The sequence below is a fragment of the Paenibacillus sp. FSL H8-0034 genome (assembly GCF_038000305.1).
GTDB lineage: Bacteria > Bacillota > Bacilli > Paenibacillales > NBRC-103111 > Paenibacillus_S.
This window is the reverse complement of sequence record NZ_JBBOBS010000001.1, coordinates 5,906,182-5,921,059: the sequence shown is the minus strand read 5'-3', so window position 1 is coordinate 5,921,059 and position 14,878 is coordinate 5,906,182. Positions and strand designations below refer to the sequence as shown.

The 14,878-nt window shown below is 44.8% G+C and carries 14 protein-coding genes and 1 other RNA gene; 8 read left to right on the top strand and 7 right to left on the bottom strand.

What is annotated here, in order from left to right; genetic code table 11:
* Positions 1-181, top strand: a non-coding RNA gene (gene ssrS, locus NST47_RS26735) — 6S RNA.
* Positions 182-348: 167 nt separating this feature from the next.
* On the opposite strand, the gene xylB is transcribed toward ssrS, so the two are convergent.
* Positions 349-1,881: a xylulokinase gene (gene xylB, locus NST47_RS26730; protein WP_341157847.1), complete on the bottom strand. Its 1,533-nt coding sequence runs from the start codon at positions 1,879-1,881 to the stop codon at positions 349-351.
* A gap of 266 nt (positions 1,882-2,147) precedes the next feature.
* Between xylB and NST47_RS26725 the strand changes: the two genes are divergently transcribed.
* Positions 2,148-2,534: a DUF1499 domain-containing protein gene (locus NST47_RS26725; RefSeq protein WP_076229203.1), complete on the top strand. Its 387-nt coding sequence runs from the start codon at positions 2,148-2,150 to the stop codon at positions 2,532-2,534.
* A 133-nt stretch (positions 2,535-2,667) separates the two neighbouring features.
* Here the strand turns inward: NST47_RS26725 and tpx are convergent, their stop codons facing one another.
* The gene (gene tpx, locus NST47_RS26720) at positions 2,668-3,186 is read right to left on the bottom strand and encodes a thiol peroxidase (protein ID WP_341157846.1); all 519 of its coding nucleotides are present in this window, start codon (positions 3,184-3,186) and stop codon (positions 2,668-2,670) included.
* 105 nt (positions 3,187-3,291) lie between these two features.
* On the opposite strand from tpx, the gene NST47_RS26715 reads away from it, so the two are divergent.
* The gene (locus NST47_RS26715; RefSeq protein WP_341157845.1) at positions 3,292-4,182 is read left to right on the top strand and encodes a LysR family transcriptional regulator; all 891 of its coding nucleotides are present in this window, start codon (positions 3,292-3,294) and stop codon (positions 4,180-4,182) included.
* 56 nt (positions 4,183-4,238) lie between these two features.
* Here NST47_RS26715 and NST47_RS26710 read toward each other — a convergent pair whose 3' ends face one another.
* Positions 4,239-4,922: a zinc metallopeptidase gene (locus NST47_RS26710; protein WP_076229206.1), complete on the bottom strand. Its 684-nt coding sequence runs from the start codon at positions 4,920-4,922 to the stop codon at positions 4,239-4,241.
* A gap of 21 nt (positions 4,923-4,943) precedes the next feature.
* Positions 4,944-5,375 carry a MerR family transcriptional regulator gene (locus NST47_RS26705; protein WP_076229302.1) on the bottom strand — a complete coding sequence of 144 codons (432 nt, stop codon included), beginning with the start codon at positions 5,373-5,375 and terminating at the stop codon, positions 4,944-4,946.
* A gap of 427 nt (positions 5,376-5,802) precedes the next feature.
* On the opposite strand from NST47_RS26705, the gene NST47_RS26700 reads away from it, so the two are divergent.
* From NST47_RS26700 to NST47_RS26690, 3 genes are read left to right on the top strand one after another with little or no spacing between them, the layout of a single operon-like run.
* Positions 5,803-7,191 carry an ammonium transporter gene (locus tag NST47_RS26700; RefSeq protein WP_341157844.1) on the top strand — a complete coding sequence of 463 codons (1,389 nt, stop codon included), beginning with the start codon at positions 5,803-5,805 and terminating at the stop codon, positions 7,189-7,191.
* Between the two features lie 54 nt (positions 7,192-7,245).
* Positions 7,246-8,322, top strand: a complete 1,077-nt coding sequence (locus tag NST47_RS26695) for a DUF294 nucleotidyltransferase-like domain-containing protein (protein ID WP_341157843.1) — start codon at positions 7,246-7,248, stop codon at positions 8,320-8,322.
* A gap of 12 nt (positions 8,323-8,334) precedes the next feature.
* Complete coding sequence (locus tag NST47_RS26690; protein WP_341157842.1) at positions 8,335-9,069, top strand: exonuclease domain-containing protein; 735 nt, start codon at positions 8,335-8,337, stop codon at positions 9,067-9,069.
* 63 nt (positions 9,070-9,132) lie between these two features.
* On the opposite strand, the gene NST47_RS26685 is transcribed toward NST47_RS26690, so the two are convergent.
* Together NST47_RS26685 and NST47_RS26680 are read right to left on the bottom strand one after the other, a co-directional pair.
* Positions 9,133-9,612 carry a M67 family metallopeptidase gene (locus tag NST47_RS26685; RefSeq protein WP_341157841.1) on the bottom strand — a complete coding sequence of 160 codons (480 nt, stop codon included), beginning with the start codon at positions 9,610-9,612 and terminating at the stop codon, positions 9,133-9,135.
* A 74-nt stretch (positions 9,613-9,686) separates the two neighbouring features.
* A complete protein-coding gene (locus NST47_RS26680; protein WP_341157840.1) occupies positions 9,687-10,952 on the bottom strand; it encodes an MFS transporter in 1,266 nt (421 codons plus the stop codon).
* A gap of 121 nt (positions 10,953-11,073) precedes the next feature.
* Here NST47_RS26680 and NST47_RS26675 point away from each other — a divergent pair, with 121 nt between their 5' ends.
* Positions 11,074-11,628, top strand: coding sequence for a TlpA disulfide reductase family protein (locus NST47_RS26675; protein WP_341157839.1), 555 nt, complete (start codon positions 11,074-11,076; stop codon positions 11,626-11,628).
* Positions 11,629-11,676: 48 nt separating this feature from the next.
* On the opposite strand, the gene cimA is transcribed toward NST47_RS26675, so the two are convergent.
* Positions 11,677-13,296, bottom strand: coding sequence for a citramalate synthase (gene cimA, locus NST47_RS26670; protein ID WP_341157838.1), 1,620 nt, complete (start codon positions 13,294-13,296; stop codon positions 11,677-11,679).
* 286 nt (positions 13,297-13,582) lie between these two features.
* Between cimA and NST47_RS26665 the strand changes: the two genes are divergently transcribed.
* Positions 13,583-14,878, top strand: coding sequence for a DNA polymerase IV (locus NST47_RS26665; RefSeq protein WP_341157837.1), 1,296 nt, complete (start codon positions 13,583-13,585; stop codon positions 14,876-14,878).

Here is a 14,878-nt window from a genome sequence, read left to right as displayed (position 1 = left end):
AAAATCCTGCGATGTTCGTTACGGTTTTAAGTTGTTTTGAACCAATGACTGTTTCTTGGGAGACCTATATTAAACCATGGCTGACATGCCCTCGAAAAGGGACCTCAAAAGTGGTTTTGCGGACACCCACCTGCGAGAGCGGGTTTGAAGCGCTAAACCGGACGGCATTTGCGGGTTTTTTTGCGTCCTATTAACAAATACATATAATTCAGCCGAATATTCCAAGTACATATTATTTCCTCGGAAATTATTGCTTTAAACGCAAAAACCAGTCCAACACCGAATATGGTGTTGTGACTGGTTTTTGTTTGTTTGGAAATGGAGTAACAGTAAGATCATAGGTTGAGATTATGAGGAAACGAGATCGTTGAGTTGATGCATCGTGTTTTTTAATGTGGGATACAACGTCTGATAAACCTCATAATATTTCTCATATTGAGCCTGCCGCTGTGGATTTGGATCCACCCGTTCTACGGTCTCGATCCATCGTTCGCAGAGGTCGCTAATCTCTTGTTGAAGCACGCCTGAGGCGGCCATGACAGCAGCGCCATAAGCGGGTCCGTCCGTTGAATTAACTGTAATTACTGGATAACCAAATATATCGGCAATCATCTGTCTCCAAAATAAGCTGCGCGCACCGCCGCCGCTTACACGAAGCTCCTTGATCTCAATACCTGAGGCTTTGATGAGCTCCATGGAATCTCTCAGCCCAAATGTAATGCCTTCGAGCACAGCTCTCGTTAAATGGGCTTTACCATGACGAAGATTCAGGCCTATGAAGCCTCCACGCGCCTTAGGATCGGGATGTGGTGTGCGCTCTCCCGTCAAATATGGCATAAAGAGCAGTCCCTCGCTGCCCAAAGGAGCACTTTCTGCAAGTGCTGTTAAAAACTCATAAACATCGCGTCCTTCAGCCTCTGCCTGCTGCAGCTCTTCAAATGCAAAATGGTTTTTCCACCATTGAAATGAACCTCCGGCGGCAAGCATGACACCCATCCGATGCCACTTTCCTGGAACCCCATGGCAAAAGGAGTGAAGTCTGCATGCGGGATCCATCTGATAGCTGTCATCATGAACGAACACAACACCGGAAGTGCCAAGAGCTACAGAAGCTATTCCTTCACGCACAACACCAACACCTACTGCACCGCATGCTTGGTCTCCGCCACCCGCTACGACGGGTGTGCCGGTCTTAAGTCCAGTCAGCTCGGCAATCTCAGCGAGTAGATAACCTGCTACTTCATTGCTTTCGAATAAGGGAGGCAGCCACTCCATCGGAATATCAAGACGATTGACGACATCCTCAGACCACTTGCGCCCGGCAACATCCAACAATAAAGTACCGCTGGCATCCGCTACATCCATACCAAGAGCCCCTGTCAGCTGTAAACGTACATAGTCTTTTGGCAGCAGCAAATGTTGGGTTTGACGATAGTGCTCAGGTTCATGATTTCGAAGCCAAATCACCTTGGGCGCTGTGAAGCCGGTTAATGCCTTGTTGCCTGTTAATCGGCCGAGCTCAGCCTGACCTCCAACTGCCTGCTCGATGAAGTCGCATTCTGCAGCTGTACGCTGGTCGCACCATAATAAGGCCGGACGTACAACCTGCAGCTCGGAATCAAGGAATACAGAGCCGTGCATTTGGCCTGATAATCCGATGCCTGCTACCTCATCGCCCGCAATCGATGCTTTTGCTAATAAGGCCACTACACTTGCCACTGTACCTTTCCACCAGTCCTCGGGGTGCTGCTCGGCCCAGCCGGGTTCAGGCTGCAGAAGTGGATATTCCTCGCTGTGGCTTGCTTTGACCTTTCCCTGATCATCAACCAAAATACATTTAACTGCTGATGTTCCTAAATCAATACCTAAAAAGTAAGTCAATGGGGTTCACCTCGAAATGTAATATAGGAACTTTGTTTATTTAATAAACAAATGATTCTATACATATATTCGCAATGAATTTATGAAATCCTGCTGCATGTGCCATACAAATAGAATAACTGTCATAAAATTGTAAAGAATTTTAATATGAATCACATAGTTTGTCTAAAGTGTGAAATAATACTTTCTCAACCGAACAAACAATGGTATGATTAAAGATAGTGTTTACAGATTATATTTTGCACTTCTCATGAGGGGGGAAAGCTTTGTTAAAGCGAACCTTAATCGGCCTAATTCGCAGTCACGATGGGACAGGAGAGAAAGCCAAGGATCCGGCATTAAAGACCCGGTATTATAAGCTTTCTATGGATCAAGTTTGGGATGAAGTTACTAATATGTTTAAGAAAATGAATGGGTACAAGCTTCTCCATGAGGTAAGAAATGTAGGGGAAATCGTTGTAGAGAAAAAGACAGTTACAGGTCGGACGCAAGATATTACATTAACCTTATTCGGGATAAACCCACTAAAAACAGCTATCGATATTTATTCGGCTTCTCGAGGGTCGCTCGGGGACCTTGGATCCAATTACCGCACCATCCTGGAAATATACAAACAGTTAGACAAAAGGCTTGCCGCTTACAAAGAGGATTAATTAAAAAAGCAGGCAAGCTGATTGCAAGGTTTGTAAGGTCATCTAATGTAGGTTTACATAAAAACAGCGGGGGAAGCTTGGCTTCTCCCGCTGTTTTTATGTCATGGAAAGTTAGACTTTCCACTAAATTGAATTATACGAGCTTTTTAACAGCTTCGATGGCATTTTCATAATTAGGATGTTCTGTCATTTCACCTAGGTATTCAACATATTGTACGGTATCATTCGCATCAAGAACAAAGATAGATCTCATCAATAATTGAATCTCCTTGATCAATACGCCATATGCTAATCCGAAGGAATGGTTTTTGTAATCGGAAAGTGTAATAACTTTATCGATACCGGCTGCTCCGCACCAGCGGGCTTGTGCAAAAGGAAGGTCAACGCTGATTGTCAGTACGACAACATTATCGCCCAATTTAGCTGCTTCTTCGTTGAATCGGCGAGTTTGAGCGTCACAAACGCCTGTGTCAAGAGAAGGGACCACGCTGATCAGCTTGACTTTGCCTGCATAGTCAGCCAGTGTTGCTTGCTCCAACAAATTTTTGTTAACAGTGAAATCTGGAGCTTTGTCGCCTGTCTTAACTTCATTGCCAACTAAAGTTATCGCATTGCCTTTCAGGGTTGCTACACCTGTACGCTCTTGTGCCATGTTAATTGGGCCTCCTTATTATCTTATGAGAATGATTGGTATTTCACCAAGTTTTATTATAAACTTTTTAAAAGGAATTTGTCCAATCGAAGGGAGATCAATCGTGTGGAGTTAAGGCAGCTTCAATATTTTGTGAAAGTGGCAAGAAAACAGCATGTAACCAATGCTGCAGAAGAGCTACACGTTGCACAATCAGCGATTAGCCGACAAATTCATCAGCTTGAGGAAGAATTGGGGGTACCTCTGTTTGTACGTAAAGGACGCAATCTGCAGCTCACTTCAGTAGGTAAGCTGTTTCTTGAACGCATCGAAGTGGTCTTGGCTGATATGGAGCGTGCGGTCAGTGAGGTCAGGGAATTTCTGGACCCTGAGGCGGGGGAGATTCGTATTGGTTTCCCGCATAGCCTGGGGATCTACTTGATACCGACTGTAGTTGCGAGCTTTCGTCAATCGCATCCCAATGTGAAATTCAGGCTGCGACAGGGAACGTATAACAGTCTCATTCGCGATGTGATGAAGGGAGAGATTGATTTATCTTTTATTTCTCCTTTTCCTGAAAAGCATCTTTATGTTAGCGGCAGACTGCTTTTGCAGGAGGAGTTGTATGCTATATTGCCGCAAGGACATAAACTGGCAGACAATGAGACGATCAGGCTTGAGCAGCTCAGAGAAGAATCGTTTGTTATGTTTAGTGATGAATATTCACTTCGAAATATTGTATTGGAAGCATGTGCAAAGGCGGGTTTTGTCCCGCGGATTGGTTTTGAGGGCGAAGAGACGGATACGATCCGTGGATTAGTGGCTGCGGGAGTAGGGGTAAGTCTGCTGCCGGAGATGGCCTTAACTGAAATTAGCCAGCTCCAGCCAGCCAAGGTGAGGGTTATTGAACCTTCGGTGACTCGTAGTGTAGGATTAATTCAAAGAACCGGGGACAAGCTGCCGCTTGTTGCTGAAATGTTTCAGCATTTTTTATTTGATCATTTTCAAGAGAACTAGAAAACTGAAAAAGCTGGCCTTCCTGCTCGTTTGAGCGTTGGAGGACCAGCTTTTTTTTAATCCCTGCGGTTGTTGAAAATCATGATGTACTTGAGAAGCTGAAGTAGAGAAATCAGTGCAGCGGCCACATAGGTAAGTGCAGCGGCGTTAAGTACTTTGGAAACACCTTTTTTCTCGTCATTTCGAATAAAGCCTTGGGAAATCATGAGCTCTTTGGCACGATTGCTTGCATTGAACTCCACCGGAAGCGTTACAAGCTGAAAGGCAACTGCTGCTGAAAAGAAGATGATGCCAATACCGAGCAGAAAATTAAATTGCTGAAAAAACAATCCTGCCATGATGAGAAATGGAGCAATGCCGGATGCGAAGTTAACCGCGGGAAACATAAAGTGCCGGAATGAAAGCATGGGATAGCTCAGTTTGTGCTGAATGGCGTGACCGACCTCGTGACAAGCGACCGATATGGCTGAAATGGACGTTTCGTAATACACCGGCTCTGATAAACGCACGACACGATGGCTTGGATCGTAGTGATCGGTGAGGCTGCCTTGAACGGGCTCGACAGGTATATCGTACAAACCGTTGGCATCGAGCATGCGGCGGGCTGCCTCGGCTCCTGTGAGCCCTGCAGATGCATGAACCTGAGACCATTTATTGAAGGTTCCTTTTACACGAAATTGGGCCCATAAGGAAAGGATGAAAGCAACGATGATCAAATAATCCAAAGGGTGAAAAAACATGCTGCTAGACCTCCAGTATCTTTAAGATAGGGGACTTTTACCCAGAAGCAAGAGCAAGGCTTCGATGCAGGCCACCGTGTGAGGAGTGAGTACCTTGTTCATTTTTTTCATCTGCGCAGGCTTCATCTTATCTATAATAGGACGAATCTCTTGAACTTCCCGCTGCAGCTGTTGAAGATGAACCTGGATAGAAGTTAGCTTATCCGTTACAAGCTCATTGTGACTCACCTTGGTCCAGGATAATAAGCTTGCCTTGATTTCTTCCAAAGTATATTTGTCCTTTTTCATAATTTCAATACGTTTAAGACGCATTAACGTTTCATCGCTATACAAGCGATAATTGGTATCGGATCTCGTCTCCGGATCGATCAAGCCGATTTTGGTGTAATAGTCGATTGTTCTGGGGCTGACTTCAGATAAGCGTGCCAGCTCACCGATTCTATACAATTTCATATCCCCATTCACATCACCCCTAATGAAATTCAATAACGGCAAGCCCCTCTATAATAAGTAGGACTTACATTAAAGTATGTAATCATGTCGTTCTTTAGTATTTATGATACCTGAAAGCAAACCATACAGTCAAACGTTATGCTATTTTGGAAAAAGAATGAACATACCTAACATCAAGTGAGCTGAACAAATACAAAATATCCAATAAATTAATGGGTCTGTGTCATATATAAAGCTGATTTTTCTTGGAAATTGCTATCATATTACTAGAAAAACCGAATTATGCTTAATTCATGTCAGGTTATTTTTCGTTTTTAACTATTTATTCAATAAAATCCTATTGTCAAATCCAACAAAGCTGGTTATAATGGCAATAAGAGTTGCAGAACATGTTATATAAACTAACATTAAAAAGGAAGTGTCGACCATGTTAAAGAAGTTAATATTCTCCACTGGCGCCATGTCGCTGCTAGTACCTACCCTCGCTTTTGCTGCAGATGATAAAACACCTGCTCAGCTGGCGGCTGCGATTGACTCCGTTTGGGTCATGTTAGGTGCCATACTGGTTATCTTCATGCAAGCAGGTTTTGCATTGCTGGAAGCAGGCTCGACACGTATGAAAAATGCTGGTCATGTTGCCGGTAAAACAATTTTAACCTTCGGTCTATGTGCGATCGCGTTCTGGGCGGTAGGGTTCGGTTTAGCTTTCGGAGATGGTAACGCCTTTGTAGGCACTGGCGGGTTCTTCCTGGATGGAACGGCCGAGCAAACAGCAGCTTCAATCAGTGTGTTTGCAGAATCACCGATTCCAATCAGTATCTTGTTCTTGTTCCAATTAGCTTTTGCTGGAGTTTCACTTGCCATTGCTTGGGGTGGTTTTGCAGAACGTGGTAAGCTTCCTGTTTACTTCATTTTCGGTATATTGTTCACTGTGCTGATTTATCCTGTGGTTGCTCACTGGGTATGGGGCGGCGGCTGGCTTGGCGCGTTGGGTATGCAGGACTTTGCAGGCTCGACCGTTGTTCACTTACAAGGCGCTACAGCAGCATTGGTAGCCACGATCCTGCTTAAACCGCGGATTGGCAAGTATAATAAAGATAAAACTCCTAATCTGATTCCCGGACATAACCAAGTATTATCGGTCCTTGGTGTTATTATTCTCTGGATCGGCTGGTTTGGATTTAACGCTGGCTCTACGCTAAGTGCAACTGGCGATGGTTTCTTCGGTTATGTAGCCTTGACGACGAACCTTGCAGCAGCAGCTGGTGCAGTAGCGGCGCTGGTGGTATCATGGATGTACTTTGGTAAAGCGGACATTCCTAGCATGTTGAACGGTGTACTTGCCGCGCTTGTGGCGATTACAGCAGCTTGCGCTTTCGTAACTCCTCGTGATGCTATTATCATCGGTGCGATTTCCGGTATTATTACATTCTTTACGGCTCAATGGTTTGAAAAGATGGGTGTTGATGATCCGATCTATGCTTTCTCGGTTCATGGTATCGCAGGGATTTGGGGAACATTGTCAACAGGAATTTTTGCTACACCACAGTTGGCGGAATCAGTTGGTGTAGGTGGAGCTGGTTTATTGTACGGCGGTGGATTCCACCAATTAGGTATTCAAGCTCTCGGCGTATTCGGTGCATTCTTGTTCGTACTCGTACTTTCCTTCATCATTCTTGGTATTTTGAAAGCAACTATCGGCTTGCGAGTTACTGAAGAAGAAGAAATTATTGGTCTGGATCTTTCCGAGCATGGGACTTACGGCTATCCGGAGCAAATGAAAAAAGCAGTTCAAGCCGGTACAACGTCTGCATAAAGCTTGAATTTGTGAATCATTTAATTAAATAACTGTAGATTGAAGGAGACGCGCATGAAACCTCTCTCATTGGATATGATTCGTATGGAAATCGAGAAAGCTGGCGATATGGAGCAGCTTCGACGTTTACGGGATCAGCTGCATGAGGAATTCGAGCAACGTCTCCTTCTTTCTCATTCACTGGATTGGAACCGTGAATTGAATCAGGTCCATGACTGGTTGATCCATCAAACGATCGAGCTTGCACAAGCCGTTGTTCATGCTGAGCAGGGTGCTTCTCCAGAGCCTTATGCCTTTGTGCTTTTTGGCAGTGGAGGCCGACGTGAGCAGACGTTGTGGAGTGATCAGGATAATGGCTTGATCTATGCAGAGCCTGCAGACGAAGCAGCCTCAAAGCGGGCAGATTTATATTTTAAAATATTGACACAGCGTATTAGCAGCATGCTGATTGAGTTGGGTTATCCTCCTTGCTCGGGTGATGTGATCTGTACGAATGATCGATGGAGAAATACGTACAGCGGTTATCGCTCGATGCTTCATGAATGGCTGCAGGACCCACATTGGGAAAATGTTCGTTACTTGCTTATTTTGGCGGACATGCGATTTATTTATGGAGACGAAGGTTTGGTTAATGATCTCATGGATGAGTTGTTTGCTTATATCGACAAGCATCCTATTATGCTGGAACACATGCTGCACAACACACTTCATCATAAGATTTCACTTGGTTTGTTCGGACAATTGATTAAAGAGAGATATGGTGAGGATGCAGGAGGCGTGGATATCAAGTACGGTGCTTATATCCCTATTGTTAATGGAGTTCGTCTATTAGCTATACAGGCTGATGTGAATGAATCTTCAACTGAGCAAAGAATTTTAAAGCTGCAGCAGTATGGTCATGTAGAAGAGGAAATAGCCTATGATTGGCTTGAGGCATTATCGATTGCTTTGAAGCTGCGTTCTTTAACTCCTTTTCAATTAGAGGAAAACCAATACACGTCCAGAGGTAAGCTGACCGCGGACGGACTTACCAAACAACGGATTAATGAATTAAAGCTGTGCTTGCGAATTGGCAATGATTTGCAAAAATATGTAAAAAAGATGATATCCAAAGAGCTGGATAAAGGTTAGGTGAACCTCATTATGAAGGATATGAGACCTGCAGGCAGGATGTGGCATTTATATAAAATGGGTGGGATTACACCAGCCCTTACTTCAATGTTTGATGTCCAGAGTGCTCAACAGATGGCTTTCATGCGGTCGATGATGAAGGAGCAGAGGAAAAATTCACTTTATGATATCCCTCTGGATACGGTGGAATTGGTCGTGTTTGATCTGGAAACGACTGGATTTTCGCCTTACAATGGTGATGAGATTATCTCTGTAGGTGCAGTGGCTGTCAACGGTGATGCCATAATGGAGGATCAGAGCTTTTATAGTCTTGTCAATCCGAAGCGGTTAATTCCCGAACAGGTGGTCGAGCTGACAGGAATTACGAATGAGATGGCTGATCAAGCGCCGGATTTGTACCAAGGGTTGAGAGCTTTTCTGGAATTTGTACAGCAGAAGGTGCTGGTAGCTCATGGAACCGGTCATGATAAGCATTTCTTAAACTCGGCATTATGGAAAACCTCAAAGGTAAGTCTTTCACACCGGATGATTGATACGATGATGATCGGTAAGTGGTTGAATCCGAAGCTGGGTAAATATGATTTGGATACGCTGCTGCAATTTTATGGTATTGATATTTCGCTGCGACACCATGCTTTAGAGGATGCTTTAATGACCGCTAAGTTATGGAGCAGCTACATGAATGAGATCAGATCCAGAGACATTCATTCACTGGGTGATTTATATACGCATCTTGGCAACCATTAAACATCTTTCACAGGTCTTGTATAGACCGGATGGAGGGTGTTTTATTGCTTGGAACGAAATTCGTTATTCATCTTCTATTAAAAAGATCGGGATAGGATGATATTGAGCCTGCTTTTGGGGGAATTTGGTAGTTTGTGTTTCATTACAGCTATTTGGGCTTTGATAATTGTGCGTGTACTGGTAAGCGGCGATTTCGATCTTGGGCTGCTGCAGCGATACGATCCAATGAGACGGGATATTATACCAGGTTGTGGACAGATCCTCTGAAGAGGGAGTGGCCGCGGCGTTTGGATGGGAATGAAGAATCCCCACAATCGTGCAGGTGTTGTTTAATATAATGGGGATCATATCCGAAGCGTGCATGGAAAATTGTCTCTCAGGATGCCTGGAAGCATTAGCAACAGGTACAAAAGCGGTAATACGGATCTGGGTGACATCGATACATCCCAACAGAAAGCCGCATGCTTCCATCGGCTTATTTGCTATGCAATGACTGATGACTGTCTCCCGGACAGAGCTTGTTAAGAGGATTGATGTATACATGAGAGTCAACATCCTTATGCAGTGACGTATGACTCTCAGTATAACGGAATGCGATAAGGTTAGAAAGAATACTGTTAGCTGATGGTCCCTTCCGGCTTAACAAGAAAAAACACAAAGGCTAGAGCTATCAGACATAGTGAGGTCACAGATATAAATATAATTCGGTGTGAAATATCCATCATCCAGCTGAACAAGGGCGGACCCATAGCGACTCCAAGAAAGCGCAAGCTGCTATAGATCGATGTGATCATACCGCGCTGCTCCCGCTCGACAGAGCCGGTAATCATGGTGTTCAAACAAGGCAGTAAAAGGCCTGTACCGACACTGCTGAGGGTAAGCAAGCCAATCAGGAGCGGTAAGTTTTTATCGTGCAGCAGAATGCAGGCACCAAGTGAAAGCGTCATTAAGGAAAGACCGATATTCATCAGCCAGCGCATAAGGGTTCCATTTTTTTTGATCAACGTTCCTGTGGTGTAGGACGTAATGACCAGACCCAACAAAGGAATAGCTAACACGAAGCCTTTTTTGACGCCATCGATCAGATAGGGTGGTTTCTCAAGCAAGTCTGATAAATAAAAAAGCACACCAAATAAGACGAACAAGGCAAGTGATCCTGCAAAAAATGAAGTGATGAGCCAGCGTCCCTTTTCGTGCAAAATGGCACCGATGCTTTTCAAATAAGGTTTGAGCTTTGGTGGCTGCTTTTCTTTGGCTGGTTCTTTCAGAAAAAAAATAACAGCCAACAAGGACAGCAAGCAAAATACCGGAAAAGCAAAAAAAGCTGCATACCAGACGATTAGTGCTAACAGCGAGCCGAGAATAGGGCTAACCACTTTACCGAATCCATTGGAAGCTTCGGTTAAGCCAAGCACCTTGCTTTCCGTGGCCCCTTTGAATAAATCTCCGGCTAAGGCCATGGCAATGGGAGCTGTCCCTGCTGCCCCTAGCCCCTGAATCGCTCTTGCTATAATGAGAATGCTGTATGAGTTCCAGACGGCTCCCAAACCTGCCAAGACACCGGCAGCGCCGTATATAATTAAAGAGGGGATCATAATTGCCTTCCTGGAGAACCGATCGGATAAATACCCCGATATCGGGATGATGAGTCCAGCCGTTACCGAAAATAAGGAAATCACAAGACTGCTTTGAAATTGACTCACCCCAAGCTTTTCCTGTAAATCAGGTAAAATAGGAACGAGCATGGAATTGCCAAGTACCAATACGATAGGAACACTTGCAATGGCAATAAACTCCCGGCCGTGTCCCTTGGAGCTTGGGGAGTCAGGCGTCTTGCTGTTGTCGAAGGATATGCCAAGCTTTCTTTTTTTTGTTTGTTCCATCCGTCAATCTCCCTTATAAGGTTTGATACCACTAAAGTACCCTATTACCGAGAAAGTCATTCTTTTCGTGGTTCTGGGCCATAATAACGATATAACCTGATTTCGGAAAGGGAGTAGGGTAGTGAAGCTAACAACAATAGCGGTGATGATTGCTTTGATGCTGATGGGAGAAATGGTGAGTTTGGACAAGCTGAATGCCCACAAATCTTTGGCAGCAGCAAGTATCGGTCCGGCCGCAGCACGTAATCAGCCGGCTCCTGAGTTTGATTTACAAGGCTTGGACGGTAAGAGTTATCATGTGGGAGGGGCAAGGGATAAGCCGCTTATAATCAATTTCTGGGCTTCGTGGTGCGGTCCTTGTCATGAAGAGGCACCAGATCTAAATCGTATGTATGAAGCCTATAAGGATGAATTGGACATCTATGCGGTTAATGTAACGAAGGGAGATCGTTTACAGGATGTGCAAGGTTTTGTGAAGCAATACGGACTGACTTTTCCGGTGTTATTGGACTCGAAGGGACTTACAGCAGAACGCTATCGGCTGCAGGTTGTTCCTACGAGCTTTCTGATCAATAAAGAGGGTGTACTGGTCGATGTCATTCATGTACTGCCAGCAAAATCGTTGGAAGCCAAAATCAGGCTGCTGCTCAATAAAGACCAAAAACCGCCATTGTGATGGATACATCACAATGGCGGTTTTTGAATACATATGAATGGCTGCAGCTTAATGATTAACGAGTCCCAAACGTTCTTTTTGCTCTTCAGGCTGCACTTGAGTTCTTGGTTTGCCGATTAAAGCGTAACGAATACTGTCGGTTAATGCCTGCCAGCTGGCTTCGATAATATTGGCGGAAACACCAATTGTGCTCCAGGTGTTGTCAAAGTCAGAAGATTCTATCAGAACGCGGACTTTACCCGCCGTATTATCTTTTTCATCCAGAACGCGAACCTTGTAGTCGCTAAGATGAATATTCTCCAGAGCAGGATAATATTGCAACAAACATTTGCGCAGCGCATTATCCAGAGCGTTCACAGGACCATTGCCCTCTGCCGCATTATAGACGGACTCGCCATTGACCTTCAGCTTCACGATAGCCTCAGTAACAACTGGCTGATTAATCGTCTTCACAACCATAATCTTGAACGATTCGAGTACAAATACTTCCTCGGAATTTCCGTAGGCATCACGAATCAAAAGCTCCAGAGAAGCATCGGCACCTTCGAATTGGTAGCCTTGATGCTCCATCTCTTTGATTTGCTCAATAAGCTGACGGGATTCCTGATTGCTGCTGTTAAAGTCAATGCCAAGCTCTTGTGCCTTGAACACCAGATTGCTCTGACCTGCCAATTCGGATACAAGAACACGCTGTTTGTTTCCGACGAGCTCAGGTGTGATATGTTCATAGGTGCTCGCGTTCCGCATAATCGCTGAGACGTGAATGCCGCCTTTATGGGCAAAAGCTGCAGAGCCGATATAAGCTTGATTGACAGGTAAATGCATGTTAGCAATCTCACTGACATATTTGGCTACGCTTGTCAGGCTTTCAAGCTGTGAAGCGCTGATACAGGAATAGTTCAGCTTTAATTGCAGATTAGGAATGATCGAGCACAAATTAGCGTTGCCGCAGCGCTCACCAAAGCCATTGATTGTACCTTGTACTTGCGTTGCTCCTGCCATTACAGCAGCCAGGCTGTTCGCTACGCCAACCTCACAGTCATTATGGGCATGAATCCCGATCGGGATTGAAATAGTCTTTCTAACCTCTGTGACAATTTCCGTGACCTCATGGGGCAGTGAACCGCCATTGGTATCACACAATACAATCCAATCAGCTCCGGCTTTCTCAGCCTGCTTGATCGTTTGCAGCGCGTATTCGGCATTATTTTTATAGCCGTCAAAGAAATGCTCGGCGTCATAGATGACTTCAAGGCCTTTGCTTTTTAAGTAGTGAACGGAATCGTAAATCATCGCAAGATTTTCTTCAAGTGTCGTTTGGATGGCATGATGAACATGGAAATCCCATGATTTCCCGAAAATCGTCGCGACAGGAACACCGACCTCTAAAATTCTATTCAGGTTCACATCATCTTCGGGAAGGATGCCTTTACGGCGTGTGCTTCCGAACGCGGTGATTTTGGCATTTTTTAATTCAAGCTCATGCACGCGCATAAAAAACTCAATGTCCTTGTTGTTGCTGCCTGGCCATCCACCCTCTATATAGTGAACACCAAGCGAGTCCAGTTTACGGGCGATTTTCATCTTGTCCTCGACCGATAAGCTAATCCCTTCACCTTGGGTGCCATCTCTTAAAGTAGTATCAAAAATTTTAACGAATTTAGTCATAACTAGTCCTCCTGATCCTGGAACGCTTTCACGAAATATAATGTAGTATTATACCACAACAAATATCGATAAGGTATTGTTTTCACAAAATAGACGGTTTGGGCAGTTGACCTCAAACCCGTAGAAAGGTATGCTTGTGAGTGAAACGCTTTTTAATTTTAATAAGTAAGGCTAACTCATGGGGGTGCATGACTGTTGTCTACTCAAGCAACCAGAGCTATCACATTTAAATATATGCCTGGCTCGTCCCATTTAGAATTTATTTGTCGAACCATGTGTACCCCATATGATTAAGACAAATCATGAAGCTTACCCGGTAAACGGGAGAGTTATTTTGCATATCGATATGAACGCTTTCTATTGCTCAGTGCACGAGGCTGTAGACCCTGAGCTTTATCGCAATAAGCCTACAGCGGTTGCCGGGAGTGTAGAGCTTCGCAAAGGTATTGTCGTAACCTGCTCCTATACGGCTCGGGCCAAAGGTGTTAAGACTGGCATGCAGGTGGGGCAAGCGCTTAAGCAATGTCCAGATTTGATTCTTATTCGTCCTGACTTTGATCTGTATCGTGATTTTTCACAAAGGTTTATGAAAATCGCCTATGACTATTCCCCACTGATTGAGGCGATGTCCATTGATGAATGCTATATCGATATTACCGGCTCCAAGCAATTTGGAACGCCTATTGAGATTGCAGAGCAGCTCCAGTCCCGAATTCGTAGGGAATTATTGCTGCCTTGTTCAATTGGAATAGCACCCAACAAGCTGCTGGCCAAGATGGCCTCGGATATGAAGAAGCCCAATGGAATCACGATTTTGCGCAAAAGGGATGTTTCCAAAGTATTGTGGGACAAGCCCTGCAATCAGCTTTACGGAATTGGCAGTAAAACTGCGGACAAGCTGAGGCTGTTGAATATTCAAACATTGGGTCAGCTCGCCAAGGCGGATGATCACTTGCTGTCTGAGCACTTTGGTATTATGGGAGCCATATTGAAGAACGCTGCCAATGGAGAGGATGCTTCAGAGGTTCACTCGGAGCGAGAGCAGAGCAAATCCATAGGACATACAACGACATTACCGACTAATTTTACGGACCGAACGGCGATTTTTAGAGTATTTCTTAATTTGGCGGATCAGGTGGGACGTCGATTGCGCAGGCAGCAGCTGCTGTCTCAAACGATTTCAATCACGATTCGTGATCCCGATATGAGAACGATAACAAGGGCGGCCACGCTGTCAACCCCTACCGAAATCCGTGAAGATATATACAGGACAGCGTGCAAGCTGTTTGATGAGCATTGGCATCAAGGTAAACCGATTCGTTTACTGGGCATTACCCTTCAAAACTTGTTGGACAAAAAAGAAGCTGCTGTACAATTGGATTTGTTCAACTACCAGAAGCAGCCAATGAAGGATAAGCTGGTCCAAACCCTGGATGCCCTGCGTGACAAGTTCGGAGAAAATGCAGTTTTAACTGCGGGTATGCTGGGCGACGATCCATCCACTTTAATTCGCAACCACAAGCTGAGAGGGACTTCCTTGCAGATGGATCACTTAAAACAGCGACGTTTCGAGGAGGAGTAG